The organism is Pseudoalteromonas arctica, assembly GCF_012927645.1.
GTDB classification, from domain to species: Bacteria; Pseudomonadota; Gammaproteobacteria; order Enterobacterales; family Alteromonadaceae; genus Pseudoalteromonas; species Pseudoalteromonas arctica_A.
The window spans coordinates 1-25,207 of the sequence record NZ_JABBMT010000001.1; the positions used below are offsets into that span (position 1 = coordinate 1).

At 38.9% G+C, this 25,207-nt stretch carries 25 protein-coding genes and 2 pseudogenes; 21 read left to right on the forward strand and 6 right to left on the reverse strand.

The genetic code is table 11. The features are described 5' to 3' along the window. Positions 1-116, reverse strand: a pseudogene (locus HHO47_RS00005) (ISAs1-like element ISPsesp1 family transposase); the annotation flags it as partial. Between the two features lie 351 nt (positions 117-467). Here HHO47_RS00005 and HHO47_RS00010 point away from each other — a divergent pair. From HHO47_RS00010 to HHO47_RS00020, 3 genes and pseudogenes are all read left to right on the forward strand, one after another. After that, positions 468-644: pseudogene (locus HHO47_RS00010) on the forward strand (IS256 family transposase); the annotation flags it as partial. A 151-nt stretch (positions 645-795) separates the two neighbouring features. Beyond that, entirely contained in the window at positions 796-1,074 is a 279-nt protein-coding gene (locus tag HHO47_RS00015; protein WP_068547700.1) for a type II toxin-antitoxin system RelE/ParE family toxin, read from the forward strand. Next, a complete protein-coding gene (locus HHO47_RS00020) occupies positions 1,074-1,367 on the forward strand; it encodes a HigA family addiction module antitoxin (RefSeq protein WP_169017708.1) in 294 nt (97 codons plus the stop codon). The genes HHO47_RS00015 and HHO47_RS00020 overlap by 1 nt, the downstream gene beginning before the upstream one ends. A gap of 264 nt (positions 1,368-1,631) precedes the next feature. Here HHO47_RS00020 and HHO47_RS00025 read toward each other — a convergent pair whose 3' ends face one another. Next, entirely contained in the window at positions 1,632-1,832 is a 201-nt protein-coding gene (locus HHO47_RS00025; protein ID WP_169017709.1) for a hypothetical protein, read from the reverse strand. An 83-nt stretch (positions 1,833-1,915) separates the two neighbouring features. Here HHO47_RS00025 and HHO47_RS00030 point away from each other — a divergent pair, with 83 nt between their 5' ends. Further along, complete coding sequence (locus HHO47_RS00030) at positions 1,916-2,413, forward strand: GNAT family N-acetyltransferase (RefSeq protein ID WP_169017710.1); 498 nt, start codon at positions 1,916-1,918, stop codon at positions 2,411-2,413. 83 nt (positions 2,414-2,496) lie between these two features. Further along, positions 2,497-3,375 carry an alpha/beta hydrolase gene (locus HHO47_RS00035; protein WP_169018226.1) on the forward strand — a complete coding sequence of 293 codons (879 nt, stop codon included), beginning with the start codon at positions 2,497-2,499 and terminating at the stop codon, positions 3,373-3,375. Between the two features lie 344 nt (positions 3,376-3,719). Here the strand turns inward: HHO47_RS00035 and HHO47_RS00040 are convergent, their stop codons facing one another. Then, positions 3,720-4,928, reverse strand: a complete 1,209-nt coding sequence (locus tag HHO47_RS00040) for a porin (RefSeq protein WP_169017711.1) — start codon at positions 4,926-4,928, stop codon at positions 3,720-3,722. Between the two features lie 301 nt (positions 4,929-5,229). On the opposite strand from HHO47_RS00040, the gene HHO47_RS00045 reads away from it, so the two are divergent. The 6 genes from HHO47_RS00045 to HHO47_RS00070 all read left to right on the forward strand — a co-directional run bounded on the left by HHO47_RS00045 (position 5,230) and on the right by HHO47_RS00070 (position 13,367). Further along, positions 5,230-6,816 carry an ABC-F family ATPase gene (locus HHO47_RS00045; protein WP_169018228.1) on the forward strand — a complete coding sequence of 529 codons (1,587 nt, stop codon included), beginning with the start codon at positions 5,230-5,232 and terminating at the stop codon, positions 6,814-6,816. A 152-nt stretch (positions 6,817-6,968) separates the two neighbouring features. Next, positions 6,969-7,451, forward strand: a complete 483-nt coding sequence (gene purE / locus HHO47_RS00050) for a 5-(carboxyamino)imidazole ribonucleotide mutase (protein ID WP_145233343.1) — start codon at positions 6,969-6,971, stop codon at positions 7,449-7,451. Between the two features lies 1 nt (position 7,452). Next, the gene (locus HHO47_RS00055) at positions 7,453-8,601 is read left to right on the forward strand and encodes a 5-(carboxyamino)imidazole ribonucleotide synthase (RefSeq protein WP_169017712.1); all 1,149 of its coding nucleotides are present in this window, start codon (positions 7,453-7,455) and stop codon (positions 8,599-8,601) included. A gap of 54 nt (positions 8,602-8,655) precedes the next feature. Then, positions 8,656-9,603 carry a YeiH family protein gene (locus tag HHO47_RS00060; protein ID WP_169017713.1) on the forward strand — a complete coding sequence of 316 codons (948 nt, stop codon included), beginning with the start codon at positions 8,656-8,658 and terminating at the stop codon, positions 9,601-9,603. Continuing rightward, a complete protein-coding gene (locus HHO47_RS00065) occupies positions 9,600-10,769 on the forward strand; it encodes an endonuclease/exonuclease/phosphatase family protein (RefSeq protein WP_169017714.1) in 1,170 nt (389 codons plus the stop codon). Before HHO47_RS00060 ends, HHO47_RS00065 begins: the two co-directional genes overlap by 4 nt. 105 nt (positions 10,770-10,874) lie before the next feature. Next, positions 10,875-13,367 carry a S9 family peptidase gene (locus HHO47_RS00070; protein ID WP_169017715.1) on the forward strand — a complete coding sequence of 831 codons (2,493 nt, stop codon included), beginning with the start codon at positions 10,875-10,877 and terminating at the stop codon, positions 13,365-13,367. 26 nt (positions 13,368-13,393) lie between these two features. Here HHO47_RS00070 and rrtA read toward each other — a convergent pair whose 3' ends face one another. Continuing rightward, positions 13,394-13,981, reverse strand: a complete 588-nt coding sequence (gene rrtA, locus HHO47_RS00075) for a rhombosortase (protein WP_169017716.1) — start codon at positions 13,979-13,981, stop codon at positions 13,394-13,396. Between the two features lie 88 nt (positions 13,982-14,069). Between rrtA and ggt the strand changes: the two genes are divergently transcribed. The 3 genes from ggt (at position 14,070) to HHO47_RS00090 (ending at position 18,526) form a co-directional block, all read left to right on the forward strand. After that, positions 14,070-15,842 carry a gamma-glutamyltransferase gene (gene ggt / locus HHO47_RS00080; RefSeq protein ID WP_169017717.1) on the forward strand — a complete coding sequence of 591 codons (1,773 nt, stop codon included), beginning with the start codon at positions 14,070-14,072 and terminating at the stop codon, positions 15,840-15,842. A 168-nt stretch (positions 15,843-16,010) separates the two neighbouring features. Next, entirely contained in the window at positions 16,011-17,705 is a 1,695-nt protein-coding gene (locus tag HHO47_RS00085) for an NAD-dependent malic enzyme (RefSeq protein ID WP_169017718.1), read from the forward strand. 110 nt (positions 17,706-17,815) lie between these two features. Further along, complete coding sequence (locus HHO47_RS00090; RefSeq protein ID WP_169017719.1) at positions 17,816-18,526, forward strand: SIMPL domain-containing protein; 711 nt, start codon at positions 17,816-17,818, stop codon at positions 18,524-18,526. Positions 18,527-18,534: 8 nt separating this feature from the next. On the opposite strand, the gene HHO47_RS00095 is transcribed toward HHO47_RS00090, so the two are convergent. After that, entirely contained in the window at positions 18,535-19,884 is a 1,350-nt protein-coding gene (locus tag HHO47_RS00095; protein ID WP_169017720.1) for a DUF2254 domain-containing protein, read from the reverse strand. Between the two features lie 240 nt (positions 19,885-20,124). Here HHO47_RS00095 and HHO47_RS00100 point away from each other — a divergent pair, with 240 nt between their 5' ends. Together HHO47_RS00100 and HHO47_RS00105 are read left to right on the forward strand one after the other, a co-directional pair. After that, on the forward strand, positions 20,125-20,757 hold the full coding sequence (locus HHO47_RS00100; RefSeq protein WP_169017721.1) for a sulfotransferase: 633 nt from the start codon (positions 20,125-20,127) through the stop codon (positions 20,755-20,757). 102 nt (positions 20,758-20,859) lie between these two features. Next, positions 20,860-21,432 (forward strand): tRNA-(ms[2]io[6]A)-hydroxylase, encoded by a 573-nt coding sequence (locus tag HHO47_RS00105; protein ID WP_169017722.1) that lies wholly within the window; start codon positions 20,860-20,862, stop codon positions 21,430-21,432. A gap of 211 nt (positions 21,433-21,643) precedes the next feature. On the opposite strand, the gene HHO47_RS00110 is transcribed toward HHO47_RS00105, so the two are convergent. Further along, a complete protein-coding gene (locus HHO47_RS00110) occupies positions 21,644-21,982 on the reverse strand; it encodes a DUF3693 domain-containing protein (RefSeq protein ID WP_169017723.1) in 339 nt (112 codons plus the stop codon). A gap of 131 nt (positions 21,983-22,113) precedes the next feature. On the opposite strand from HHO47_RS00110, the gene HHO47_RS00115 reads away from it, so the two are divergent. From HHO47_RS00115 to HHO47_RS19520, 5 genes are read left to right on the forward strand one after another with little or no spacing between them, the layout of a single operon-like run. After that, positions 22,114-22,320, forward strand: coding sequence for a hypothetical protein (locus HHO47_RS00115; protein ID WP_169017724.1), 207 nt, complete (start codon positions 22,114-22,116; stop codon positions 22,318-22,320). Beyond that, positions 22,317-24,308, forward strand: a complete 1,992-nt coding sequence (locus HHO47_RS00120; protein ID WP_169017725.1) for a replication endonuclease — start codon at positions 22,317-22,319, stop codon at positions 24,306-24,308. The genes HHO47_RS00115 and HHO47_RS00120 overlap by 4 nt, the downstream gene beginning before the upstream one ends. Positions 24,309-24,347: 39 nt before the next feature. Beyond that, positions 24,348-24,665, forward strand: a complete 318-nt coding sequence (locus tag HHO47_RS00125) for a hypothetical protein (RefSeq protein ID WP_211183551.1) — start codon at positions 24,348-24,350, stop codon at positions 24,663-24,665. 3 nt (positions 24,666-24,668) lie between these two features. Continuing rightward, on the forward strand, positions 24,669-24,932 hold the full coding sequence (locus HHO47_RS00130; RefSeq protein ID WP_169017726.1) for a hypothetical protein: 264 nt from the start codon (positions 24,669-24,671) through the stop codon (positions 24,930-24,932). A 24-nt stretch (positions 24,933-24,956) separates the two neighbouring features. Beyond that, positions 24,957-25,091, forward strand: a complete 135-nt coding sequence (locus HHO47_RS19520; protein WP_282435187.1) for a hypothetical protein — start codon at positions 24,957-24,959, stop codon at positions 25,089-25,091. The last annotated feature ends 116 nt before the right edge of the window (positions 25,092-25,207 follow it).

The following is a 25,207-nucleotide window of genomic DNA, read 5'->3' on the forward strand; positions in this document are numbered from 1 at the left end:
TCGCACCCAGACGTTACAGCACTAATAATAAGGAAAAGCACATCGACAAGATTATGATGCTGGTTGATAGTTGAGCGGTTATCTTTTACAAGTTCTAAATGGGAGAATAAGGACATAAGGAATATAAAGTTATGAAATTTATAGTATTAGATCATAAATTATAAATATTTACAAAGTATGATCCTGCCCTGAGTGATGTTTCTGTATTGGAAATTATATCGATGGTAAAAAATTAACTTATTATCATAATAGAAATATTAAAAGTGAAGAAAATTATAAAAAAGGCAAAAAAGATGGTGAGCAATTATATTTTAATGAAAATGGAAAACTACGTTTAAAAGGGATATTTAAAGATGATCATATAGTTGGAGAGTGGGTGTATGGACAGTATTAGAGGATGTAACTAATTTTGTGTAAATGCCTATCATAATTTACTCTATCGAGAGTTTAAGGATTAGGCGATGAACATGAATAAAGAAGAACTCGAAGCGTTTGTTAAGGAAGCGGCTAAAAGCATTAAAACACCAGACGATTTAAATCAATTTAGTCAGATGTTAAAAAAGATAACCGTTGAAGCAGCACTTAATGCAGAAATGGATGAGCATTTAGGCTATCAAAAACACAGTAAATCCACGAGTGCTAATATATTTTATGTAAAATCGAAGTAACCGATTGAATCAAAATAGGAACTCGGATATGGTTAATATATCAATAAAAATAAATTAAAAACGAGTTAATCTACAGACTCGTTATATTTTTATCGACGAGCGATGCGCATCGCGCTACACTTGTGTCATGATTAAATCTTTCAAACATAAAGGCCTCAAGAAATATTTCCAAACAGGAAGTGTTGCTGGAATTCAGGCTAAGCATCAACGCAAATTGCGAATGCAACTTACAGCAATAGATACCGCACAAGAAATTGATGATATCAATTTACCCGGTTTTAAATTGCATCCTCTCAAAGGGGATCGTGACGGGATTTGGTCTATTACTGTAAATGGTAACTGGCGCATTACTTTTGAGTTCATCGATGGTAATGCATACATACTCAATTATGAGGACTATCACTAATGACTATGCATAACCCACCGCACCCAGGCGAATTCATCTACGACGTATATCTAGAGCCAGCAGGTTTCAGCTGTCGTTATTTAGCTAAACAATTAGATGTTGCATCATCTACTTTAAACAGAGTTCTTAAAGGGCAAAGTGCAATCTCACCAGAAATGGCACTTCGTTTGTCAAAAGCAATAGGTAGAACTCCCGAAAGTTGGTTAGCTATGCAAGATAATTATGATCTGTGGCACGCTAAACAACAAATTAACCTTACAAATGTGCATTCTGTAGATTTTGCAGTTGCATAAAAATATAACACATATGAGCCTTAACTCTGTCAATAGGCACTAGTATTTTATTTGACCGTTTTAATAAAGTGACGGTCAATTCTAAATCAAGTCGTCAATGTGGTTGTTAAGCAAGTAGCTTTCGGCAAACACAGGGTGAGGCTCTCTTATTGCGATCTCATCGCAGCCAGGTTTTTCCTATATCTTTTGTGGTCGCTGGGGCACTACGAGTAAATGGGTTTAGGAGGTAGAGCGAAGCAGGTGCCAGAGCATACGTAATGTTAATTACTTTTGGTTTTGTCTAGCAACTTGGTTTGGCAGTAATTGCTCTACAATTTCCCTTGCTGGCAATGTGTAACGCACGCCATCAAACATTACAGATGTAAACTCATCAATGCTCGTTATGCCTGTTAAAGTCCAGCCTTCACCACGGTCAGGGCAATAAACAGTGGTTGTTGGTTGTATTACTTTAAATTCGTCGCTCATAATATTTGCTGTGTTATTAACTTGTATGCGCGGTATATTAAGACAATAATAGTGTGCTTTAAAGCTGTAATTTAATTTTCTTTATGAACAATGAGTTTGCATTAAGCCGGATCACATTAAAGCCAATTAAGCATAGGGATTGTAGCGCGTTGTGGACTATTTTGTCTGAGCCGTTAGTTGCTCAATATAATGACTATGCAGTGCCACTTACACGTAACGACGTAAAACAATTGATCCAAGATGATATTACTGGCATGTATGAAGGAAATACACTGCGCTTAGGAATGTACTTATTAAATACATCGACCTTAATTGGCTGTGTTGGTTTATATGATATTGAGGAAAATACTGCTTGGTTAGGTTTTGAGTTGTCTGCAAATTATTGGAGGAATGGGTATATGTCTGAAGCATTAGCATTTATGCTAACAAATATAACAGCCGTTGTTTCACCGCTAGATAGTAATGTGAAAATTATAAACTTACACGCTAAAGTGGCGACAGAAAATACTCAAAGTCAGAATTTACTTCGCCGTTTTAACTTCACTCATGTAGCGAGTGAACATTGGGTTTATAAACTTTAAATCATACTTTGTTACAAAACAGTCATTTAATCGTAGCCTGAACAAGGGTATTGTTTTTAAATAATATTTTACAGGAAGTTATGATGGCTTTATTACAAAAACTAAATCGCACTGTAATTTTTATTTTGTTAAGCCTAGCCGCACTGATTGCAGCAGCCGTAGTGATTTATAAATATAACGCGCATTACACGTCAAATTTTAAAGACATCACAATTTATTCTCAGGTATTGGGTGAAAATAGGAAAGTGTTTATTCGTTTACCTAGAAATTATGAGTCAAATAAACGCTACTCCTTGATCATTAGAACCGATGGTAACTTTAATCTTACGCAGTGGGATTCCGTGATGGCAGGGTTACCAGCGCAGCAAAATACAATTTTAGTATCTATTCCTAATCAATTTTGGACCTTTACCAGAAATCGTGATTTAGTCCCGCCGTATGCACGCCAAGATGTCAATACCCAAGCTCGTCCTGCAAGTGAAAATTCACCAGAATTATTTGGTCAAGCAGATCAATTTTTGGCTTTTATTGAAGGTGAGTTATTACCGTATTTAGAATCACATTATAAGCTAGATAATAATCGTGTTTTGTCGGGGTATTCAGCTGGAGGGAGTTTTGTTTTATACACTATGAGTACAAAACCTTGGCTGTTTAACGGTTATTTTGCATTTAGTCCGGCTGCTTGGTACGACGATATGACAGTTGTAAAAGAGTTTGATCAATTCTTATTGCAACGAAGCCACAATACTGATCATAACAGACAGCTGTCGCTATATATAACAGTCGGAGGTGCGGAGCATCCATTAATGTTAAGTGCTTTTGCTGGCCTTAATAATAGCCTTAACGATAATGCAAATGATATTATCTGGAATAGCAGAATTAATAATGGCTTAGAGCACCGGGAAAACCCGGTGGTTAGTGTTAAGCAGGCACTCGATTTCTATAATTCCTCGATAAACTAATATGCTTAATCAAAGACTAAGTTAGTAAGAAGTAAGGTTAACTATAAAAGAACACATCATACTTATGTGGTTTTTAAGATAACTCAACATAAGGGGATTTTTAACTAGAGACTGCCAAAAGGGATTATGAGCTTAATGAATCAACGTTAGCTATTCGCTTAAACTTTTCCGGCAAAGGTTATGCTTATTCGACGGCGGTGCGATCTTCATTGATACAAGGATTGTTCATTGAAAAGTTGTTTTTTAAATTCACTCATTTACTGTTCAAAAAAGTGTTATAGCACAGGGTGCTAAATATTAGAGCAAAACAGGCTGATTAAATAATCAGCCTGTAAGTGTTCTAGTTATAATGTGTAATTAAAACCAAATGCAATACCATCACCTTCAGATATACTCATTTGATATTCTTGCTCTTTATCGGCACTTGAAAAATCACTAAAGTCTTTACGTGCTTCAATGTAAAAAATCGTATCTTCGTCGAATAAATAGTGAAAGCCAAGTACTGTAAATTGACGTTTAAAGTTGTCATTAGGATCGGCGTTAAAATTTGGCTGGATCACGTAATCTGTTCCAGCGTCATAGACGTTATATGCAATGAAGGTACGAATGTCATTATCAAACTTATAAGATAATAAAGACTCTACCCCAATTGCCTCTTTGATCAGACGGCCTAAATTATCTGTATCATGATTTTCATTTTTGTTGATATTTGCAGCAAAATAAAGGCCATCACGGTTGAAGCTACCCCAAGTAACGCCTGCACCATAAATTAAATCTTTAACAGGCTTGATTCGTCCTGCTGCGTAATTTACGGTCAGCTCTCCGCGGTTAAACCCAGCAGTAAGTTTCAAGTCGTCGCTTACTGAATAGGTAACGGCTGCCCCATATGTAGAATTAAATTCTACTTGTTGAGCAAGATCACTGCCACTTTCCCACAATGTCTGGCAAGCAGCTTCAGAAATAGCTTCAATATCACAGGTATAAAAATCATTATTTTTAAATTGCACTTGTGTTGTAATACTAAAATCACCAAACGTATTACGGTACTGCAATAACTTGTCACCACGTCCAGTGCCATTAATTGCACCATCGTCTTTGTTGTAAGTATAAACACCGGCTGCATTACCATCCCACACTAGACTGTAATTAGTACTATAAACTACGTCGTACCAAGCACTCCATTGTTTACCTATTGTCACTTGTCCGTATTTTTCATGCGCTATACCTACATAACCAAGCCGGTTATATAAAAATTTATCTTGAATAGATTCAAAGCGGTTGTTATAGATAATATCGCTACTGCCAACAGGGTTTACACCCCATTCTAATAAAGCTAAAGCTGACCACTGATCTTTTAGTTTGCGATTAAAATCAAAGCGGATCCGTGATGCACCATTAACTATTTCAGTTTGGCCTTGCGTGTGGATTATTCTGGCGTCAATAAAACCACCGATGGTTAAGTTGTTTTTTCCGTCATCATAAACCTCAACAGCGTTTACGCTCGGTGCCATCAATGCACTTGCGATGATGACCCCAATTAATTTTCTATTCATTTAATATTGCCTTGTGTGCTATTTATCATTGTCCTTTGGTCGCGCAGACTAACAAAGCTAAATTAATGGCTAAAGTGAAAAAATATCATCAAAAAATGATAGAGGAAATTTGAATTGTTAATGACTGTTCTTTTTACGCACAACGCTATAATACTAGCATAATAAATTGACCCAAATTAGCTTATTTCGATGCATAGCAGCTATAGCCCACAAAGCTAATAATTCATGGAAAAATAGGCCTATTTGGTTTACACTCCAGCCAATTTTATTTCTTTGATTTTCCCCGTTGGAGGGTAGCGCTATCATCAGTACAGCTAACATCACCATGCAATTTGGTGCTAAACCGTTATTTGAGAATATTTCAGCTAAATTTGGTGAAGGTAACCGTTATGGTTTAATTGGCGCAAATGGCTGTGGTAAATCAACGTTTATGAAAATCTTAAGTGGGGAACTGGAGCCGTCAGCTGGTAATGTAAGTACTGATCCAAATGAGCGTGTTGCTAAACTAAACCAAGATCAGTTCGCTTACGAAGAATATTCTGTTATTGATACTGTAATAATGGGCCACAAAGAGCTGTGGGCAATTAAACAAGAGCGTGATCGTATCTACAGCTTGCCTGAAATGAGTGAAGAAGATGGCATGAAGGTTGCCGATCTAGAAACTGAGTTTGCTGAAATGGATGGCTATTCTGCTGAATCTAAAGCAGGCGAGTTACTAATGGGCGTAGGTATTACAACTGATCAGCATTACGGTCCAATGTCAGAAATTGCGCCTGGTTTCAAATTACGTGTACTTTTAGCGCAAGTGTTATTTTCAGATCCTGATATCATGCTACTTGATGAGCCAACTAATAACTTGGATATCTATACTATCAAGTGGCTTGAAGATGTTTTAAACCAACGTGATTGCACCATGATCATCATTTCCCATGACCGTCATTTCTTAAACTCTGTATGTACACATATGGCCGATATTGACTATGGTGAATTGCGTATTTACCCAGGTAACTATGACGAATACATGTTTGCAGCAACGCAAGCTCGTGAACGCTTATTAAGTGAAAATGCCAAGAAGAAAAATCAAATTGCCGAGCTACAACAGTTTGTTTCGCGCTTCTCAGCGAATGCATCTAAAGCAAAGCAAGCAACATCTCGTGCCAAGCGAATTGACAAGATTCAATTAGATGAAGTTAAAGCCTCATCACGTCAAACACCGTTCATTCGTTTTGAGCAAGAAAAACCGTTATTCCGTAATGCTCTTGAATTAACAAACTTAGGCCAAGGTTTTGACGATATGCTGTTCACTGGCCTTGAAGGATTAGTTGAAGTAGGCGAGCGTATCGCTATCATCGGTGAAAATGGGGTTGGTAAAACAACATTATTAAATACTTTAGCTGGTCGTTTGGCTCCGAAGCAAGGCGAGTTTAAATGGTCTGAAAACCATAATATTGGTTATTATGCGCAAGATCATGCGGATGAATTTGCCACCGACATGAACTTGTTTCAGTGGATGGAGCAATGGCAGCAAGAAGGCGATGATGAGCAGGTGGTTCGTAGCTTTTTAGGCCGCATGTTGTTTTCACAAAATGATATTAAAAAGTCTGTAAAAGTGATATCAGGTGGTGAGCAAGGCCGCATGTTATTTGGTAAAATCATGATGCATAAACCAAATATCTTATTAATGGATGAACCGACCAACCATATGGACATGGAGTCAATAGAAGCATTAAACCTTGCGCTTGAAGCATATGAAGGTACGTTAATGTTTGTATCTCACGACCGTCAATTTGTATCCTCAGTTGCAACTCGGATTTGGGAAATCAAAGACGGCAAAATAATTGATTTCAGAGGTACTTACTCTGAATATTTAGCTAGTAAAGAAGGCTAAAACTCAATTTACATACTAATCAAGAAGCCATGCCAGTCATGGCTTTTTTGTTACTCGATATTCGCAATTTAACAATTAATACGTGTATAATAACCGCCTTTAATGCGGACATAAGTCCGCTATAAGTATTAAAACATTACTGAGGAGTATTTATGACTGTTGGCATTATTATGGGTTCCAAGTCAGATTGGCCAACTATGGAACATGCGGCGATCATGCTAGATAAATTTGGCATCGCTTACGAAACTAAAGTTGTATCGGCTCATCGTACTCCTCAACTACTCGCTGATTACGCAAGTTCAGCAGCAGAACGTGGTATTAAAGTCATTATTGCCGGTGCCGGTGGTGCAGCGCATTTACCCGGTATGGCTGCTGCTTTTACATCATTACCAGTATTAGGTGTGCCGGTTAAATCTAAAACGCTAAATGGCATTGATTCATTGTTGTCGATTTGCCAAATGCCAAAAGGTGTTGCGGTAGGTACATTAGCAATTGGTGAAGCTGGCGCTGCAAATGCGGGGTTATTAGCTGCACAAATTTTAGGTTGTCAGCAGCCGGAAATATTTGCCAAAGTTGAAGCGTTCCGTAAAGAACAAACAGAAACTATTTTAGCTAACCCAAATCCAGCAGAGTAATATGACTATTTTAATTTTAGGAGCTGGTCAATTAGCACGCATGATGTGTTTAGCTGGTGCGCCATTGAATTTAAATGTGGTTGCTTATGATGTTGGTAGTAAAAAAATTGTTCACCCATTAACTGGACAAATTTATACTACAACGTTAGAGCAAGCCATTGCGGACGCTCATGCGATCACCGCTGAGTTTGAACATATTCCTGATGATGTGCTAACGCTATGCTGCACAAGCAATAAGTTTTACCCAGGTAAAGCTGCGATTAAAACGGGTGGTGATCGTGCCCTAGAAAAAGCATTACTAAGTAAAACAGCAGTTAAGTGCGCACCATATCAGTTAATCACTGAAAAAGCCCACTTAGAACAAGCCGTTGTTAGCTTGGGTAAGCCATTAGTGATCAAAACCTGTCAAGCTGGTTACGATGGTAAAGGCCAGTGGCGTTTAAAATCAGATGACCAAATTGAGCAGATATGGTCACAAATGGCTGATTTTATTGCCTCAGGTACAGAATCCGCGCCACACACCATTATTGCTGAGCAAATGATCCCATTTGATCGCGAGGTATCAATCATTGGTGTTCGTGATAAAAGTGGTAACACCGCTATTTATCCACTTACTGAAAACCAGCATACCAATGGTGTTTTAACCTTATCTATCGCTGGTAAAGAAAAATCAGCGATTCAGCAACAAGCTGAAGAGGCATTTAATAAACTGGCTAATGAGCTTGATTACGTTGGTGTGTTGGCGATTGAGTTTTTCGATGTGGCAGGGCAGTTATTGGTCAATGAAATTGCTCCTCGGGTTCACAATTCTGGCCATTGGACTCAGCAAGGCACGCATTGTAGTCAATTTGAAAATCATATGCGAGCTGTCGCAGGGCTGCCATTAGGTAGCACACAATTGCAGCGTGTTACGGCAATGGTGAATGTACTTGGACAAGCCGCTATTCCTCAGCAAATCCTAGGTATTGCAGAGGTTACGAGTCATTGGTATGGGAAAACAGCAAAGCCTGATCGTAAAATGGGTCATATTAATATATCTGCTGCTAATCTTCATGAATTAGGTGAACGCTTAGCACAATTGTCGGAGTATCTTCCAGAGGAGGATTATCCCGGAGTGTTAGCGGCCAGCACCGCTTTGATTTTAAATTAACTAAAAAAGCCGAGTTTATCTCGGCTTTTTACCAGTACCTAAAAGGAATGTTTAATGATAACCGAAGGGGTTATTTCTGCTCGGAGCAAAAAGCCCATATACCTGTTGTTACTTGCTCTGTGCGGCACTCCTTTAATTGGTGGTGGTAGTGCCCTAATTTGCGGGGCGTTGGTTGCAATTTTGCTCGGTAATCCCTTTGCAGAGCTATCCCAAAAGGCGAGTAAATGGATGCTCAAAGCAGCGGTAGTAGGATTAGGTTTTGCTGTTGATTTTAATCAGGTAATTGAAGTTGGGCGCAGTTCTCTGGTACTTACCATAGTCAGTATTACAGCGATCATCGGTCTTGGTGAAATTTTAACGCAAGCCTTTAAGTTAAATCGTAATACAGGGGTATTAATTTCATTTGGTACGGCCATTTGTGGTGGCAGTGCAATTGCCGCGATGGCGCCAGTAATTAAAGCGAAAGATCACGAAGTCGCGGTTGCACTTGGTGTGGTGTTTTTATTAAACGGTGTCGGTTTGCTGCTATTTCCAACCATTGGGCATTATTTTAATCTAAGCCAACACCAATTTGGCTTATGGGCAGCGTTAGCTATTCATGATACCAGCAGTGTAGTAGGGGCGTCAGCAGCTTACGGAGCTGTTGCACTAAGTATTGCTACAACCGTTAAGCTCACACGTGCGATGTGGATCATTCCTTACACTACGATTGCAGGTGTCTTTTGGCGCTCAGAAGAAAAGACCAGCATTCCTTTATTTATTGTTGGCTTTTTAGCGGCAGCATTGATCAATACGTATTTACCGCAGTTTACAGATACATGGCAGCTGATCAACACCGTAGCAAAACAATTATTAGTAATGACTTTATTCTTAATTGGCAGTGGCTTATCACTAGCTGTATTAAAACAAGCAGGACTAAAGCCTTTTATAATGGCAATTATTTTATGGATAGTCGTAAGTAGTGTCATTTTGTTATTAATTTTAGATGGATATATCGTATGAAGAAGCAGTTTTTTATCGCCACATTAGCGTGCCTATTAATCAGTGGTTTTTCTAACTCAGCATTGGCCGTGTCATCTTTACGTGTAGCCACGTTTAATGTCAGTATGGATGCAACCAATTATGCTGAAAATGAGAAACCCCTTGATGCCAAAGGTTTGATAAATGCATTACAAAGTGATCATCCACAAATCAAAAATATTGCTGAGATCATTCAACGTGTTCGCCCTGACATTCTCTTATTAAATGAATTTGATTATGTCAGCAAAGCGCAAGGCATTGATTACTTTAAAACACACTATCTTGCTAAAAGCCAAAATAAACAGCCTGCTATAGATTATCCGTACAGCTATGTTGGCCCAGTAAACACTGGTTTAAAAACGCCATTTGATCTAGATAATGACGGCCAAACCACGGGGGTTAAAGGGGATGCATTTGGTTTCGGTTTTTTTGAAGGCCATTATGGCATGGCCGTCTTATCGCGCTACCCAATTGATTTTGATAAAATTCGAACCTTACAAACCTTCAAATACAAAGATATGCCAAATGCTAAAATGCCTATTGATCCAACTACAGGTGAAAATTGGTATAACAACGAAGAATGGCAAGCCTTGAGACTCAGCTCAAAATCGTTTTGGGATATTCCGGTTACTGTAAAAGGCAAAACACTACACGTTATTGCATCGCACCCCACGCCTCCTGTATTTGATGGTGCTGAAGATAGAAACGGCTTACGTAATCATGATGAAGTACGTTTGATTAAAGATTATATCGCCAGTGCAGATTACCTCTATGACGATCATGGGATTAAAGGGGGGCTAGCTGAAAAATCACGATTTGTTATAGTCGGGGATTTAAATGCGGCTCCTGAAGGAGATAAAAAACGCCCAGAAACAACGGATCAACTGTTAAAAAACTCATTAATAAACAGCCAATTTATACCAACCAGTAAGGGCGCTAAAACCAGCTACAGTGAAAAATATGCTGCCGCTTACACTGCTAACTGGCAAGCTCGTGTAGATTATGTGTTGCCTGCAACTTATGGCATTGAAGTTCATGACGGGGGGGTATTTTGGCCAACTAAAAGTAGCGAGTTGTATCGGTTAATTAAAGATCGTAATGCATCGTCAGATCATCGCATGGTGTGGCTAGATATTTCTATAAAGTAACTTGGTTATTAAACAGCAAAGTTTGGCTGTTTATCTGAAATAATTGCTATTACATAGGTGCTTCTGCTTAAATTGGGAGAATTACAATAACCTTACAGAAGCCCTATGATTTTTAAATCTTCTACTCAAAAAACCTTAATTGCACTTGCCGTAGCGTCCAGCGTTATGTTATCTGGTTGTCAAACAACCGCATCTACTCTTACAGAGCAACCACAATCAACTGTTGCCAGCGTTGTTGTAACACCTGCGAATACAGGCAGCAGCGCAATCACACTTGAGCAAGCAATGGCTCATCCTGATTGGTTAGGCCGCCAAGCAGAGCGTGCATTTTGGGCTGCCGATTCAAAAACAGTTGTCTATGCGCAAAAACAACAAGGTAATGAGCTTAGAGACTTATTTACACAAGCTGTTGATAGCCAAGCTGCAAGTCAAGTAGCATTAAATAAGTTGCATACATTAGGGGCTGGTGATGCTGTTTATTCAGCGGATCGAACACAACAAGCTTATGTGTTTGAAGGTAATGTATTTGTTAAGAACATTAATACAGGTGCAATTACACAAATTACTCACGACAGCGCTAAACAATCTAAACCGCAATTTTTAACTGATGGTAATTTAGCTTATCGCCAAGCAAACACTTTTTATAAAGTAGATCTGGCAACTGGACTGCAAGCTGAGCTTGTAAATCTTCATTTAAGCGATGCACCAAAAGGTGTTACAGAGCCTGAAACTTACATCGCTAAAGAGCAGCATAAGCTGATTGATTACATTGCGCTAACCCATAAAAATAAAAAAGATAAACAAGCGTTTAAAGAGCAACTTAACCAGCAAAATAGTTCAATTGCCAATGCTCAGTTTTACTTAGGTAAAGGCAATGAGTTGGTCGATGTGCAGTTATCACCAAATGGGAAAGCATTAATCGCGGTTGTCACCGAGATCAGACCTTGGCGCGATGACGCTGATATCATGCCAAATTATATTGTTGATGATGCACGGGTAAAAGCTGAAAAAGTACGTCGTCGTGTTGCTGATGAAAAACCACAAACCTCGCAGGTTATCTACATCGATGTAACTGAGCAAACGCAAACAACACTTGCATTTGATACTTTACCTGGTTTTGATGACGATGTGTTAGCGGCAGTTAAAAAAGAAAACTATGCCCGTGACGGCAAAACATATGAATCTAAAAAAGAACCTCGTGCTATCAACCTAATGATGGATTGGGGCTGGGATCAAAGTGCTATTGTATGGAACAAAGCTGGTACTCATGCTGCAATGATGCTTGAAGCATGGGACAATAAAGACCGCTGGTTAGTTACTGTAGATGCAAAAAATTCAAAATTAGTATCCCAGCATCGTTTACACGATGATGCATGGGTTAACTATGCTTATAACGATTTTGGTTGGTTAAATAATTCAGATACCTTGTATTATTTATCTGAAGAAACAGGCTATAGCCACCTATATAAAAAACCACTCAATGGTAAAGCAACACAACTTACCAAAGGGCAGTTTGTCGTATCGAACCTCACACTAACAGATGACGACAATGCAATTTATTACAAAGCCAATGTTGAGCATCCTGGCCTATATGAAATCTACCGCGTTGATCCACAAACGGCAAAATCAGAGCAAGTAACAAACTTAGACGGTATGACCGACTATAAATTAAGCCCTGATCAAAGCAAATTATTGTTAACACACTCCAAAATCATGGCTCCACCAGAGTTATATATTGCTGATGTAAAAGCGAATACAACTGCAACGCAGCTAACTCATACAGTATCGAGTGAATTTTTAACAAAACAATTAATTGCGCCTAAAATTGTTGCTGTACCATCAAGTCATACCAAACAACCGATATACGCTAAAGTATATTACCCAGCAGACTATGTAGAAGGTGAGAGCGGCAAAAACCGCAAAGCGATCATTTTTAACCATGGTGCAGGTTATCTACAAAACTCACACATGGGTTGGTCAGGTTACTTCCGCGAATTTATGTTTCATTCATTACTAGCCTCTGAAGGTTATGTCGTGATGGACATGGATTATCGCGCATCAAAAGGTTATGGACGTGATTGGCGTACGGCGATTTACCGTCAAATGGGTACCCCAGAAATTGAAGATTTAGCCGATGGTGTTAAATGGATGGCTGAAAATGCCAATGTTGATACCGGTGCAGTAGGGACATATGGTGGCTCTTACGGTGGCTTTATGACCTTTATGGCGTTATTTACTCAGCCTGATTTATTTCAGGCAGGTGCTGCGCTTCGTCCAGTTACCGACTGGGCACACTATAATGGTCCATACACATCAAACATTTTAAATCACCCAGATGTTGATCCAATTGCGTATGAAAAAAGTTCGCCAATTTATTATGCACAGGGCCTTAAAAACCGCTTATTGATCAACGCACCAATGGTTGATAACAATGTGTTTTTCCAAGACTCAGTACGCCTAGTACAGCGTTTAATTGAGCTGAAAAAAGAAAACTTTGAAACGGCTATATTTCCAGTCGAACCACATGGTTTTGTACAACCTTCTAGTTGGTTAGATGAATACCGTCGTATTCATAAACTATTTAAAGAAAGTTTATAAACACTCAAATTTAGACAACGCCAAGCTTATGCTTGGCGTTTTTTTATATAATTGATCAGCAGTGGCGTTGCTAACACTATTCCACCAATTGCGCCTATTAGGTGAGCATCAACTGCCACCTGAGAGGCAATTAACTTACTCACTTCAGCACTGGGGCCATGAAATTGTTCATAAGCAATTTTAAGCCAAATACCGATAAACAATAAACCGCCGCTTTTCATGCCAACCTCAATATCTTTTATTGCCCCCCACACAATGACACCGTGCAGCAGGGCACTCAATCCGGTGTAAATGTGAATATCAGGACAAAAAAAGTAAACTCCTATACCACACCAAGCAGCTAAAAATAAGGTATGTAATGCATATTGTGTCGGTTTTGTATGCTCAGCATGTAACGTCCATATCAGTATGATACCGGCACAATTTAATGCTAAATGCGGCCAGTTAGCATGCACATATTGGCTGGTGATCAAACGCCATACTTGGCCTTGGTCAATCAGCTGGCGATTAAACTCTAAAATATCGTTTAAATTAAACACTGCAAATAGAGCGCTTAATGCCATTAAACACAGCGGGGGTAAAATATATCGAGGTTGAAGTGGTAAATTGACCATTTTATTCTTATTTTTACAGCAAAATTTTGCATATTGTGCCCGTTTAACTTTAAGATGCCAAATATCTCAATGCAATTAAGGCCTTTTTATGTTTTTACCTTTTAAAACCAGCGTCGTCTTTAGTTTAACTTTTCTCACTTTACCGGTGTTAGCTACTCAAACACCACGGGAAATACGCGAGCCAGAAGCCGCTACTGGCCATCAAGTTAAGCAACATGTAACTGGTCAGCAGTATATGGTTGCTGCGGCAAACCCCTATGCTGCTAGAGCCGGACAAACCATACTAACTAAGGGCGGCAGTGCAGTTGATGCTGCCATTGCAACGCAATTAGTGCTGACCTTAGTAGAGCCACAATCTTCAGGGATCGGTGGTGGTACTTTTATGCTGTATTTTGACAAGGCTCATAATAAGTTAACTAGTTTTGATGGCCGCGAAACAGCACCAAGCAATGCTGACGAAACATTGTTTTTAGATGAAAAAGGTAACGCAGCACCATGGATTGAAGCAGTGGTTGGCGGCCGTTCAGTGGGTGTACCCGGTTTGTTGCATGCCTTTGCTAAAGCCCATCAGCAATATGGCAAACTAGCATGGTCGGAACTGTTTAAACCGGCCATAGAACTTGCTGAACAAGGATTTGTAGTATCGCCGCGTTTACATGCTTTATTAGCCAAACAAATAAACCCTGGGGTGACAACACTTCCGGTGATCCGTGATTATTTTTTCCCCGATGGTAAACCGCTTGCTGTTGGCACTGTTAAAACGAACCAGCCACTTGCTGAGATTTATAAAAAAATAGCCAGTAAAGGCATTGATGCTTTTTATAAAGGCGATAACGCCAAGCAAATGGTTGCTGCGGTTACGCATTCTATTGTTGCACCGGGTACTTTAGCATTAACCGATCTAGCTAATTATCAAAGTAAACAACGCGACGCAGTGTGTACACCTTACCATAGCTATAAAGTATGCTCCATGGCACCACCGAGCAGTGGCGGAGTCGCGGTTTTACAAATTCTCGCTTTGCTTGAAGATAAGAACATGGGGCAATTTAAAGCTAATTCTGCACAAGCCCTGCATTATTTTAGCCAAGCATCGCGACTCGCTTTTGCGGATCGTAATGTATATATGGGTGACCCCGATTTTACAGATATTCCTACTAATGAGCTACTCGATAAACACTATATCGAGCAACGAACAAAATTAATAAGTGAGCGAGATGAAAAAGCCTATGCAGGGCAACCTCGTCCATTACTGAGTTACGCACAAGATGATGCGTATGAATTGCCATCTACTACCCATGTATCTATTGTCGACAGTGAAGGGAATGCGGTATCAATGACCAGCTCAATAGAAATGGCGTTTGGCTCAACGGTTATGGTGAATGGTTATATATTGAACAACCAATTAACCGATTTTGCCTTATCGCCGCGCAAAAATGGCAAATTATTGGCTAACCGCGTTGAAGCAGGTAAACGCCCGCGCAGCTCAATGTCACCAGTGATGGTGTTTAATAACGATGGCAGTTTACGCTTAGTGGTCGGCTCACCTGGCGGTAGCCGAATTATCGACTATGTCGCACAAGTGGTTATTGGTGTATTAGATTGGCAACTAACAGCTCAACAAGCGATTGACTTGCCAAGAATTACTAATCGTAATAATAATTACACCAGTGTTGAAAAGGGCACCGCGATCGAAACGATTATTTCTGATCTACAAAAACGTGGTCATACCGTCAAAGTGGTTGATTTAAACTCAGGCTTGCATGCGGTTGAAGTCGTCAATGGCACTTTATTTGGTGCAGCAGATCCTCGCCGTGAAGGGATCGCTTTAAGTGAGCAAAGAGCACAAAATGCCAGTGAATAAGCCTTAATTGACATAGTGATTTAATGTACAATCTACTTTTACGTGTGTATTAAGCACACACGTCTTATTTTCTCTTAATGGTCTGACAAGATTGAATATCATTGCTTTTTAATATTCAACAGTAATAATGACAGATCGTAACCTAAAGACTTTGTTAAGCTTGGACTTATGACTACAAACACTGACCCAAATTATCTTTATATTCATCACTCAGGTCCTGGTCTGATTGAAACGCCACTCTTAAATAAAGGCTGTGCATTTACTCAAAAAGAGCGTGAGAGTTTCAACCTAGCGGGATTACTGCCTCCTCGCTATGAAACGATTGAAGAGCAAGTTGAACGTTGTTACCAACAATATTCAAGTTTTAAAGACAACCTCAATAAACACATTTATTTACGTGCTATCCAAGATAACAACGAAACTCTTTATTACCGTTTAGTGCGTGACCATATTGAAGAAATGTTACCAATCATCTATACCCCGACAGTGGGTGATGCCTGTGAAAAATTCTCAGATATTTATCGTAGTGCGCGCGGTTTATTCATCTCTTATGAAGACCGTTACCAAATCGATGATATTTTACGTAATGCGACTAAAGGCAAAGTAAAGGTTATCGTTGTTACCGATGGTGAACGTATTCTTGGTTTAGGCGACCAAGGTATTGGTGGCATGGGCATTCCAATTGGTAAATTATCACTTTATACCGCCTGTGGTGGCATAAGCCCAGCATATACGCTACCGGTTATGCTTGATGTAGGTACGAATAACGAAAAGTTACTAAACGATCCTATGTATATGGGCGCTCGTCATAAACGTATTGCACAAGATGAATACGATGAATTTTTAGATCTATTTATTAAAGCAGTTAAGCGTCGTTGGCCAAATGTGTTATTACAATTTGAAGACTTTGCACAGCCTAATGCAATGCCTTTGTTAAAACGCTACCGAGATGAAATTTGTAGCTTTAATGATGATATTCAAGGTACTGCGGCGGTTACAGTTGGTTCGCTACTTGCTGCGTGTCGTGTGAAAAATGTACAATTAGCAGAACAAAAAGTAGTGTTCGTAGGTGCAGGCTCCGCAGGTTGTGGTATTGCCGAGCAAATCATTACGCAAATGGTATCGGAAGGTATTTCTGACGAACAAGCCCGCAGCCAAGTTTTCATGGTTGATCGTTTTGGTTTGTTAACACAAGGTATGGAAGGACTACGCGACTTCCAGCAAGCACTTGCCCAACCTACAGATAAATTAGCTGATTGGACATACAGCGGAGAGTATGCATCACTACTTGATGTGATGCATTGCACTGCTCCTGATATTCTGATTGGTGTCTCAGGGCAACCTGGTTTATTTACTGAGCAAGTTATTCGCGCTATGTACAATGGTTGCGCACAGCCCGTTATTTTTCCGTTGAGTAATCCATCTAAGCAAGTAGAAGCCTTGCCAGAAGATGTGCTCAATTGGACACAAGGTCAAGCGATTATTGCAACTGGCAGTCCGTTTGCACCGGTTGTTTATGACGGTGAAACATTTGTAATTCCACAGTGTAATAACAGCTATATTTTCCCAGGTATTGGTTTAGGTGTCATTGCGGCGAAAGCCACCCGTATTACTGATGCAATGCTCATGGTGTCGAGTGAAATATTGGCAGAATCATCGCCTCGTGCTAATACAGGTAAAGGCAGTTTATTACCAGCACTGACAGAAATTGAAACGCTGAGTAAACGTATTGCCTTTGGTGTGGCTAAAAAAGCCATCGAAGAGGGTGCAGCACTTGAGATCAGCGATGATATGTTATGGGCCGCAATAGACAGAAATTACTGGTTACCAAAATACCGTAATTACAAACGTTGTAGTATTTAAACTACGCTAGATAAAAAAACAGGCTTTAGCCTGTTTTTTTATGCTTGTTCATTTTAAATTAACCGCGTACGGTATCTAATAACGTTATTAAAACTATTAAGGATATATGTATGCGTTATTTACCATTGTTAGCCGCAACTCTAAGTTTCAATGTCTTTGCAGCCAGTACACCCGATGCCCCACACATTTATATTCAAGGCCAAGCAAAAATCACCACTATTGCCGATAATGTAATGTTAGGAGTTGCTATTGTTGAAGTTGATAAAGACTTGATGAGCGCGAAACATAAAGCTGATCAAACGATGGCTAAAGCGATTAAATTAGCAAAACAGCAGGGGATTGATGAAAAAAGTATTTATGGTTCACAAATCTCTATTAATCGAGAAAATCAATACAACCGTGAAACAGGTAAGCAAGACTTTATTGGTTACCGTGTTAGTCGTACGCTGTCACTCACACTGACTGATGTAAAAAAATATCCATTACTGCTGCAAAGTTTAGTTGACGCAGGCATTAATGAAATAAACCAAACTAAGTTCACATCGAGTCGTTACGAGTCATTGCAAAAGAAAGTGCAAAAAATGGCAATTGCAGATGCAAAATCAGCGGCAAAAGAATTTGCAGCTGATTATGACGTAGAGCTAAAAGGTTTGTATAGTGCTTCAAATGCCCCTATGAACGTATCAGCTCAACCTTATATGCGTGCTGAAAAAACCATGCTATCAGACAGTAATTCAGGTAATTTCGTGCCTGATGCCTATCATGCCGGCGAGATCACAATTTCAGCAGACAGTTACGCTATTTATCTAATTAAAAATTAACAATCAACTCATTGGTGGCAAAATTTCGCCACCAATTGCTCTCCCATTTCAGGGGAGATCCTCGCAATAGCATTAAGCATATTAATTATTTGGCCGCGATCATATTGGTTACTAATATTCTCATTTATATCATCGATAATAGCATCTAAATAAGTAAATAGACTCTGCTCTGCTCCACTGTTCTGATGGGTTCTAAACAAAATGTTTTTGAATGCTTCGAGTATATTATTCATCACATAACCATCATTTTTTGCATAGTTGCGAATTGGCGTGAAGTTATCATGCAATAATTCATCAAATGATGTTTCATGAAAATATAACAGTGGCTGTTTATTATCACTATATTTAAAAGAATAATTAACGTTATAAATGTTTAATCGATCAATGAGTAAAATACTGAGCATATCAATTGCCTTTACCGCAGTACCTGGATCGTTAATACCCGGACTCATCGCCTTCACTGCAATCTCTGAAATTTGTGTCATTCCAAACCGATAATGGTCACTTACATATTCTTCAATATAAAAAATAAAGCAATTAAGTAACTTTTCTAAGAGCTCCTCGTTATCAGATAAATCATAGTTGCATTTTAAAAATGGGTAGCCTTCAACAGTAAAAAAACCTTGCTTAACTGCAACATAAATTTTTATATCGTGTTGTTGGCAAAGGGCGCATAATTTATCGCTATTGACGCCTTTAAAGTAACCTTCTGTTTTACTTGATATACTAGACCAATCGTCAAAGTCAGGAAATACATCAATAGGGCTATCTTTTTGCATGGTAATAATCGATTTCAATTCATTTTTAGTGTTCTTATATAAGTCGTTTAGTACGTTATCGACTTGAATAGCTCTTGAAATTGAATGGATAAAAAATACAAAAAAGCCTAATGATATCAGGCCAAAAACAAGTGAAAAAAGTATACCCAATGAAGGAATTCCTATTTCACCATCAGCCATAGTACGGATGTTGATCAGCATAACGATTGAAAAAATAATACTGCCGAGATAAAAACCCAAAACAAGTTGATGTGATTTACGCGTTATAAGCCCCGGCAATACTCTTGGTGATAGACTTGCACTAGCACTATTAAGTACCACCATAACCATAGAAAAACTAAATACAGTAAGCGAAATAATACTGCCCGTTATTGTACTTAGAATTGTTCGTGCATTTTCTTCGCTATCAACCAAAAGCACCTCAAGCAGCGATTTAAGTTCCATAACAAACGACGTATACTCTATTGTTGTAACAAGCACTGCAAATAATAAAAAGACCACTGATAATAACGATGGATAGAAACCAATACTACTGACTAATTCACGGTAATTATCGGCAATTTTTCGCGGAGTAAACATATATAAATCCTAAGGTGACTTAGTTGCGGTATCAAACAGTTAGTTTGTATTGTAAGCTTAACAACAAACCTTGTTGTAGGTCTAATTATTAGTACATATACGGTTCGCACTGAGTTTTTTGGCTACAATATTGTTAATATTTGATAAACGAACGTCTAGTCTAAATAACAATAGTTGTATAGTACAACCAATAATATAGTATTAAGTGCATTTATCTTATTACTTACATGTCTTTATTAAATGTCAGAGAAAATATTTATAATTGGCCTACCTCGTACGGGCACAACGAGCGTATGTCATGCATTTTTACAACTTGGTTTTAGTTGTGCCCATACAGCCTATACCCAGCAATGTTTTAACCAAGCGCAAGTGATCGCTGACACCCCAATTTTTAATGATTACGAATATTTAGATTTACTTTATTCAAATGCTAAATTTATCTATTTAGAGCGAGAAGCAGAAAAATGGCTACCTTCAATTCGCCAATTATTACTGAGAATGCGCACCAACTTAATGCGAGTGGATGGGGGGTTTAACCCTCATATTAAGCGTTGTTATCTGCACACCTTTGGCACTTTTTCTATTGACGAGTTACGCAGTGATACCTATTTGCAACAATGCTATGAGCAGCACAAAAGTGCGGCGCATAACTATTTTGCTAAGCGAACAGCTGACTTTTTATCAATAGATATCGCGGATCCAAATAGTTTTAATCAGCTTTGTGATTTTTTACTATTACAAACTGAACTAACAAAGTTTGAAAAAATGAATATTGGCGGCAAAGTAACTGCTTGGAATGCAATAAAACATCCACTAAAAATAGCTTCAACAGCAAATGGGAAAATCGATAAATACCTATACCCAAAGCTTTGATGAGTACTAGGGCGTGTTGACCATTATAAAATAATTGCTATCACAAGATTTTGTAGTGCAATTGCGTTAAAATCTCGCCATTAGTTTTTAGGTAAAATATTTATGTTCGAATTAAAATATCATACTCCATTTGCATGGACCGAAGCTGTGATGGCAAACTTTGATACCTTTTTACAGGATCATGCTGCCGCGGAGAAAAAAGCATCAGGCATGGCGATGTCAATGTTGTCGCATTATCCCGATCGCCGCAAGCTTGTAAAAGCAATGACCGATTTGGCACTCGAAGAAATGATCCATTTTAAGCAGGTACTTAAACTGCTTCTTGATCGCGATGTTAACTTGGGCAATGACCAAAAAGATCCCTACGTAAAAAAAATTAGAGCGATTTTTAGAAATGGCCGCGACGAATTTTTAATGGATAGATTATTGGTCGGTGCCGTAATAGAGGCGAGGGGACACGAGCGTTTCTCTTTAGTTGCAAAAGCGTTACCAATCGGCAAAGAAAAAGATTTTTATGTCGCAATTGCCAAATCTGAAGAAAAACACAAAAACCTATTTGTAGAATTAGCTTATGAATATTTTGATAAAAATGAGGTTGATACACGATTAGAAGAAATTCTTATCGCTGAAGCTGAAATATGTAAAAACATTCCGTTTACTGCTGCGCTGCATTAAACATTTTAACTTGTTTAATTAATTCGCTTAACTCAACAATTGTAGGGCTCTCGCCTAAATAATTGGTATCAATATGGTATGTGTAATTAATAATGCTTATGTTAATAATTTATCATAGGCATTTAAAAGTATCGTACCAAAGGTTTTAGAGCTAGGTTGTTTCTTATTAAACTTACCAATTTAACATAACGTAATTTATGGGATATCGCTATTACGCAAATGCGTCCTCAGTTGGAGCGTTTGCTAGTCCTGCAACTAGTGTTAGCGCTACACATGCTGCACTAATCTTTTTTACAATATCAGACCAGATTTGACCTTCTTCCTTCGATTTTGATTTTTCGATAGCAAGTTTCAACAATGCTTCTTTTTGATCCATACCAATGGTATTCGCCATAAAAATACACTGATTCGCTGTTAGATGACGTGTTCCCTTTTTAATTTGGGACATATTACCAGAGTTAAATTCTTCAAAATCAGAAATGACTTGTTTATCCTGACTGTAACCCATGAAATTTTTATATTTTTCAATTAGTTCGTAACTAAAGTTCATAGCATTTCTCCTCGCTAAGTTAATTATAACTGTCAATCTTGATAAATAAAAAGTTGACAACTGTCAAGCGTGAAAGCTAGACTCCAAAACATTCAAGAATGACAGTTTGTCACCTTTATAGGATTAAGGATATGACTTTAGAAATAATCCAAGAATTGGATTCCACGTTATCAATGTACCTTTTGGATAATTTTTCTATCTCAATTTCTGAGCCTGTAACTATGGTTCTTTGGCTAACTTCTTATTCTTTTATGATCTTAATGGCTTTGGTTACTATCAACCAATTAACCCAAGATACCTATTCATCTTCATCAAATGATGATGAGGTTTCAAAATGAACTCATTATCTAACGCCCAATATTCTCAAGTTTTCCCGTTAAATACTGCAATGAATTTAACTGCAAATTTGCACCCTGCGAACACTGCAAAAGACGTTTTCGAGAACCTTTCTAAGCCAATGAAAGAACGTTTTTTTGACTTTGAATCATGGCGAAATCGTATTTTTGAGCGTCATTCAAACCTTGCTCATATGCTTAGCACCGGTTACTTTTTGGCTGAAAAATTCAACAATTTAGCTGAAGCAAACAAGCGTTTAAAATCTGCTGATACCGCTTTAACCCTTGGAAATTTTAAACACGGTCATATAAATTTATCTTGTTCAGACGATGAATTATGCGAAATTGCTGAGCAAAAAGCACGCTATTGCGAGCTTAAAATAAGTAAAAACGGCCACACTTTATCTGTATTTAACATCCTGGTTAAATACTTAAATTCCTTTGATATTCAAGAGCCTGAATTAGTTACACCTTATTGCACACACTTTGCAGCTGACTCTTTAACAGGTATTTTAAATCGCTTTGCCGACCCTATTTTCTGGCGTCGTAAATTACGTAAAATCCAAGCGTTTACTATTGAACAATTAGCGCGGGATTTAAGACTCGTACATAAAAAAGCGAGTGCTTATGTATCACAACCAACCATCCAGAACCGCCGAGAACGTAAGCGTAAATCAGCCGAAATAATGTCTGATTTATTTGTTGTTCCAAACGATGCAAACCCGTTTGATGAGTTCGAAACACTGCAATCAATTATTGAGCGTTCTCATACATCCGGTAAACAACAAGCTGCTGAATTAATGGTACGTATTCGTGGTTTTGAAGAATTAGCAGAAATGCACGGCCACCGTGGCGAATTCTATACTTTATCTGCGCCTAGTCGTTTTCATGCAGTTCACCATACTGGTAGACCTAACAATAAATATGATGGGTCAACACCTCAAGATGCACAGGAATATTTTAACGGTATTTGGAAACGTGCCCGCGCCCTATTCTCTAAACAAAATTTACGCCCTTATGGTTTTCGCGTTGTTGAACCACATCATGACGGTTGCCCACACTGGCACATGCTTTTATTTATGGAAAAAGGCGATGCAATACAAGTTCGCGCAATCATGAAAAAGCTGTGTACGGAAGATACACCCACTGAATTTAGAACAAGCACCACCCGTTTTAAGGCCATTACGATTAATAAAAGTAAAGGTTCTGCTGCTGGTTACATTGCTAAATACATCACTAAAGCGGTGACTGGTGACAGCATAGATAAAGTTATTTGCTCGCAGGCGGGTGAAATGAAAATACTTCCAGCGGATGCCGCAGAACGTGCATCTACTTGGGCGAGCACTTTTGATATTAGACGTTTTCAGCAAATTGGTGGCCCTTCGGTCACTCTTTGGCGTGAACTTAGACGATTAGGCCAAGGTGATACTGGCAAATGTGAGGTTGCAAACGCAATGAATACAACACTAGATACAGTTTCAAAATACGCACTTGAGAAGGTACGCCAAGCCGCTGATTCATCAGATTGGAAAGCGTTTTGCCTTGCAATGGGGGGCGTACAAGTAAAACGCAAAGACCAAACCTTACGCATCCACTACCAGCTACCCGATATTGTTGACCGTATCACGGGGGAAATTAGCCGCAGCGAAACAAAATCGCCCTACTTTGCTACCAAATACGGCGACCAACCAGCTAACAGAATTTTGGGCGTTGCATGGGATGCTGTTGTTGTTATTACTCGGCGCGGTACTACCCAGATACTCACTGAAAAAGATATTAAAGCTCAACGTAAAATCATGTGCGGTGTCTCTGAGCAGATACAAGGCTGGCATGATGATGGTCGTTTATTCGCACCTAGTGATGAAGATATGCAGTTCCTTGAAGCGTGCGTTCTTGAGGATTATCAAAACATGTGTCTATTCATGGACTATGAAGCTTTGGCTGGCAACATTACGAGCGACGAAGTCGTGAGCTTGGACTTGTGTCATTAACTGTAACTATTAATAAAACTAAACCCAATTGGAGAAATTATGAATATTGAAGGCGCTATTACAGACCTAGTAAAAGTCAACCGCACAGATGATAAAGGCGCTCCCCTGCCTACAACTGGCGAGTTCAAGCTACATACTAAAAACCCTGCTCAGATTCTATCTGTCAAGGTATCCGCTGACCAATATAACGATGGTACTTATCAGCAGTTAGAGCATTTGCAGTCAGACCCGAATGGTTGGGGCTTAAAGCCTGTTTTACTCAATATTGAATATTACGAAGGTGCTAATGTGGCACGTCAAATGGACTGGAAAGGTTTCCGTCTGCACAGTTTACCTCAAGAAAGCAAGGTTAAGTAATTTATGGCTACTTGCGTACAGCTCGAATACGGAGAATTAAAACCAACTGCACAATCGATTCAGGACTGTACAGGCTTCGTCATGTTAGAGCCTACCGAGTACCAACAGTTTCTACTTGCGTCATCACTTTTTGACCCGAGTGAAATTTCTATCGAAGTAGCACAGGCGCTTTTTGTCAGTGGTTTTTCGTTAGTCATAATCTGCTATATGACCTCATGGGCATACGGCACAATAATCAACTGGTTTAAACCAGAACATGATAATTAAACTTTAACTTACAAGGAATTCATTATGGATTTTTCAACAATTACAGCAGCTATTGATTCAACAACTGTTGTCGCTGGTATTACTGCTTGCGCCGCTATTAAGTTAGCACCGGGTGTTGCTCGCTGGGGTTACAATCAAGTTATTGGCTGGTTCCGCTAGTAACTTAACAACTGACCTAAACGCAATCTAAGCCCTGTATTCTTACAAAGTTGCGGGGCTTTTTTAATGGAGAATTATTATGATTTGGGGAATTTATTATGCCGTTCTTGGAATTG

Bases quoted from the DNA above. Each gene is read 5' to 3' on its own strand.
- HHO47_RS00015 (WP_068547700.1), top strand. From the start codon at position 796: ATGATTAAATCTTTCAAACATAAAGGCCTCAAGAAATATTTCCAAACA.
- HHO47_RS00085 (WP_169017718.1), top strand. From the start codon at position 16,011: ATGACTACAAACACTGACCCAAATTATCTTTATATTCATCACTCAGGT.
- HHO47_RS00125 (WP_211183551.1), top strand. From the start codon at position 24,348: ATGAATATTGAAGGCGCTATTACAGACCTAGTAAAAGTCAACCGCACA.
- HHO47_RS00130 (WP_169017726.1), top strand. From the start codon at position 24,669: ATGGCTACTTGCGTACAGCTCGAATACGGAGAATTAAAACCAACTGCA.
- HHO47_RS00095 (WP_169017720.1), bottom strand. From the start codon at position 19,884: ATGTTTACTCCGCGAAAAATTGCCGATAATTACCGTGAATTAGTCAGT.
- HHO47_RS00020 (WP_169017708.1), top strand. From the start codon at position 1,074: ATGACTATGCATAACCCACCGCACCCAGGCGAATTCATCTACGACGTA.
- HHO47_RS00025 (WP_169017709.1), bottom strand. From the start codon at position 1,832: ATGAGCGACGAATTTAAAGTAATACAACCAACAACCACTGTTTATTGC.
- HHO47_RS00120 (WP_169017725.1), top strand. From the start codon at position 22,317: ATGAACTCATTATCTAACGCCCAATATTCTCAAGTTTTCCCGTTAAAT.
- HHO47_RS00040 (WP_169017711.1), bottom strand. From the start codon at position 4,928: ATGAATAGAAAATTAATTGGGGTCATCATCGCAAGTGCATTGATGGCA.
- HHO47_RS00030 (WP_169017710.1), top strand. From the start codon at position 1,916: ATGAACAATGAGTTTGCATTAAGCCGGATCACATTAAAGCCAATTAAG.
- HHO47_RS00090 (WP_169017719.1), top strand. From the start codon at position 17,816: ATGCGTTATTTACCATTGTTAGCCGCAACTCTAAGTTTCAATGTCTTT.
- HHO47_RS19520 (WP_282435187.1), top strand. From the start codon at position 24,957: ATGGATTTTTCAACAATTACAGCAGCTATTGATTCAACAACTGTTGTC.
- HHO47_RS00110 (WP_169017723.1), bottom strand. From the start codon at position 21,982: ATGAACTTTAGTTACGAACTAATTGAAAAATATAAAAATTTCATGGGT.
- HHO47_RS00105 (WP_169017722.1), top strand. From the start codon at position 20,860: ATGTTCGAATTAAAATATCATACTCCATTTGCATGGACCGAAGCTGTG.
- HHO47_RS00070 (WP_169017715.1), top strand. From the start codon at position 10,875: ATGATTTTTAAATCTTCTACTCAAAAAACCTTAATTGCACTTGCCGTA.
- HHO47_RS00060 (WP_169017713.1), top strand. From the start codon at position 8,656: ATGATAACCGAAGGGGTTATTTCTGCTCGGAGCAAAAAGCCCATATAC.
- rrtA (WP_169017716.1), bottom strand. From the start codon at position 13,981: ATGGTCAATTTACCACTTCAACCTCGATATATTTTACCCCCGCTGTGT.
- HHO47_RS00115 (WP_169017724.1), top strand. From the start codon at position 22,114: ATGACTTTAGAAATAATCCAAGAATTGGATTCCACGTTATCAATGTAC.
- HHO47_RS00055 (WP_169017712.1), top strand. From the start codon at position 7,453: ATGACTATTTTAATTTTAGGAGCTGGTCAATTAGCACGCATGATGTGT.
- HHO47_RS00100 (WP_169017721.1), top strand. From the start codon at position 20,125: ATGTCAGAGAAAATATTTATAATTGGCCTACCTCGTACGGGCACAACG.
- purE (WP_145233343.1), top strand. From the start codon at position 6,969: ATGACTGTTGGCATTATTATGGGTTCCAAGTCAGATTGGCCAACTATG.
- HHO47_RS00035 (WP_169018226.1), top strand. From the start codon at position 2,497: ATGGCTTTATTACAAAAACTAAATCGCACTGTAATTTTTATTTTGTTA.
- HHO47_RS00065 (WP_169017714.1), top strand. From the start codon at position 9,600: ATGAAGAAGCAGTTTTTTATCGCCACATTAGCGTGCCTATTAATCAGT.
- ggt (WP_169017717.1), top strand. From the start codon at position 14,070: ATGTTTTTACCTTTTAAAACCAGCGTCGTCTTTAGTTTAACTTTTCTC.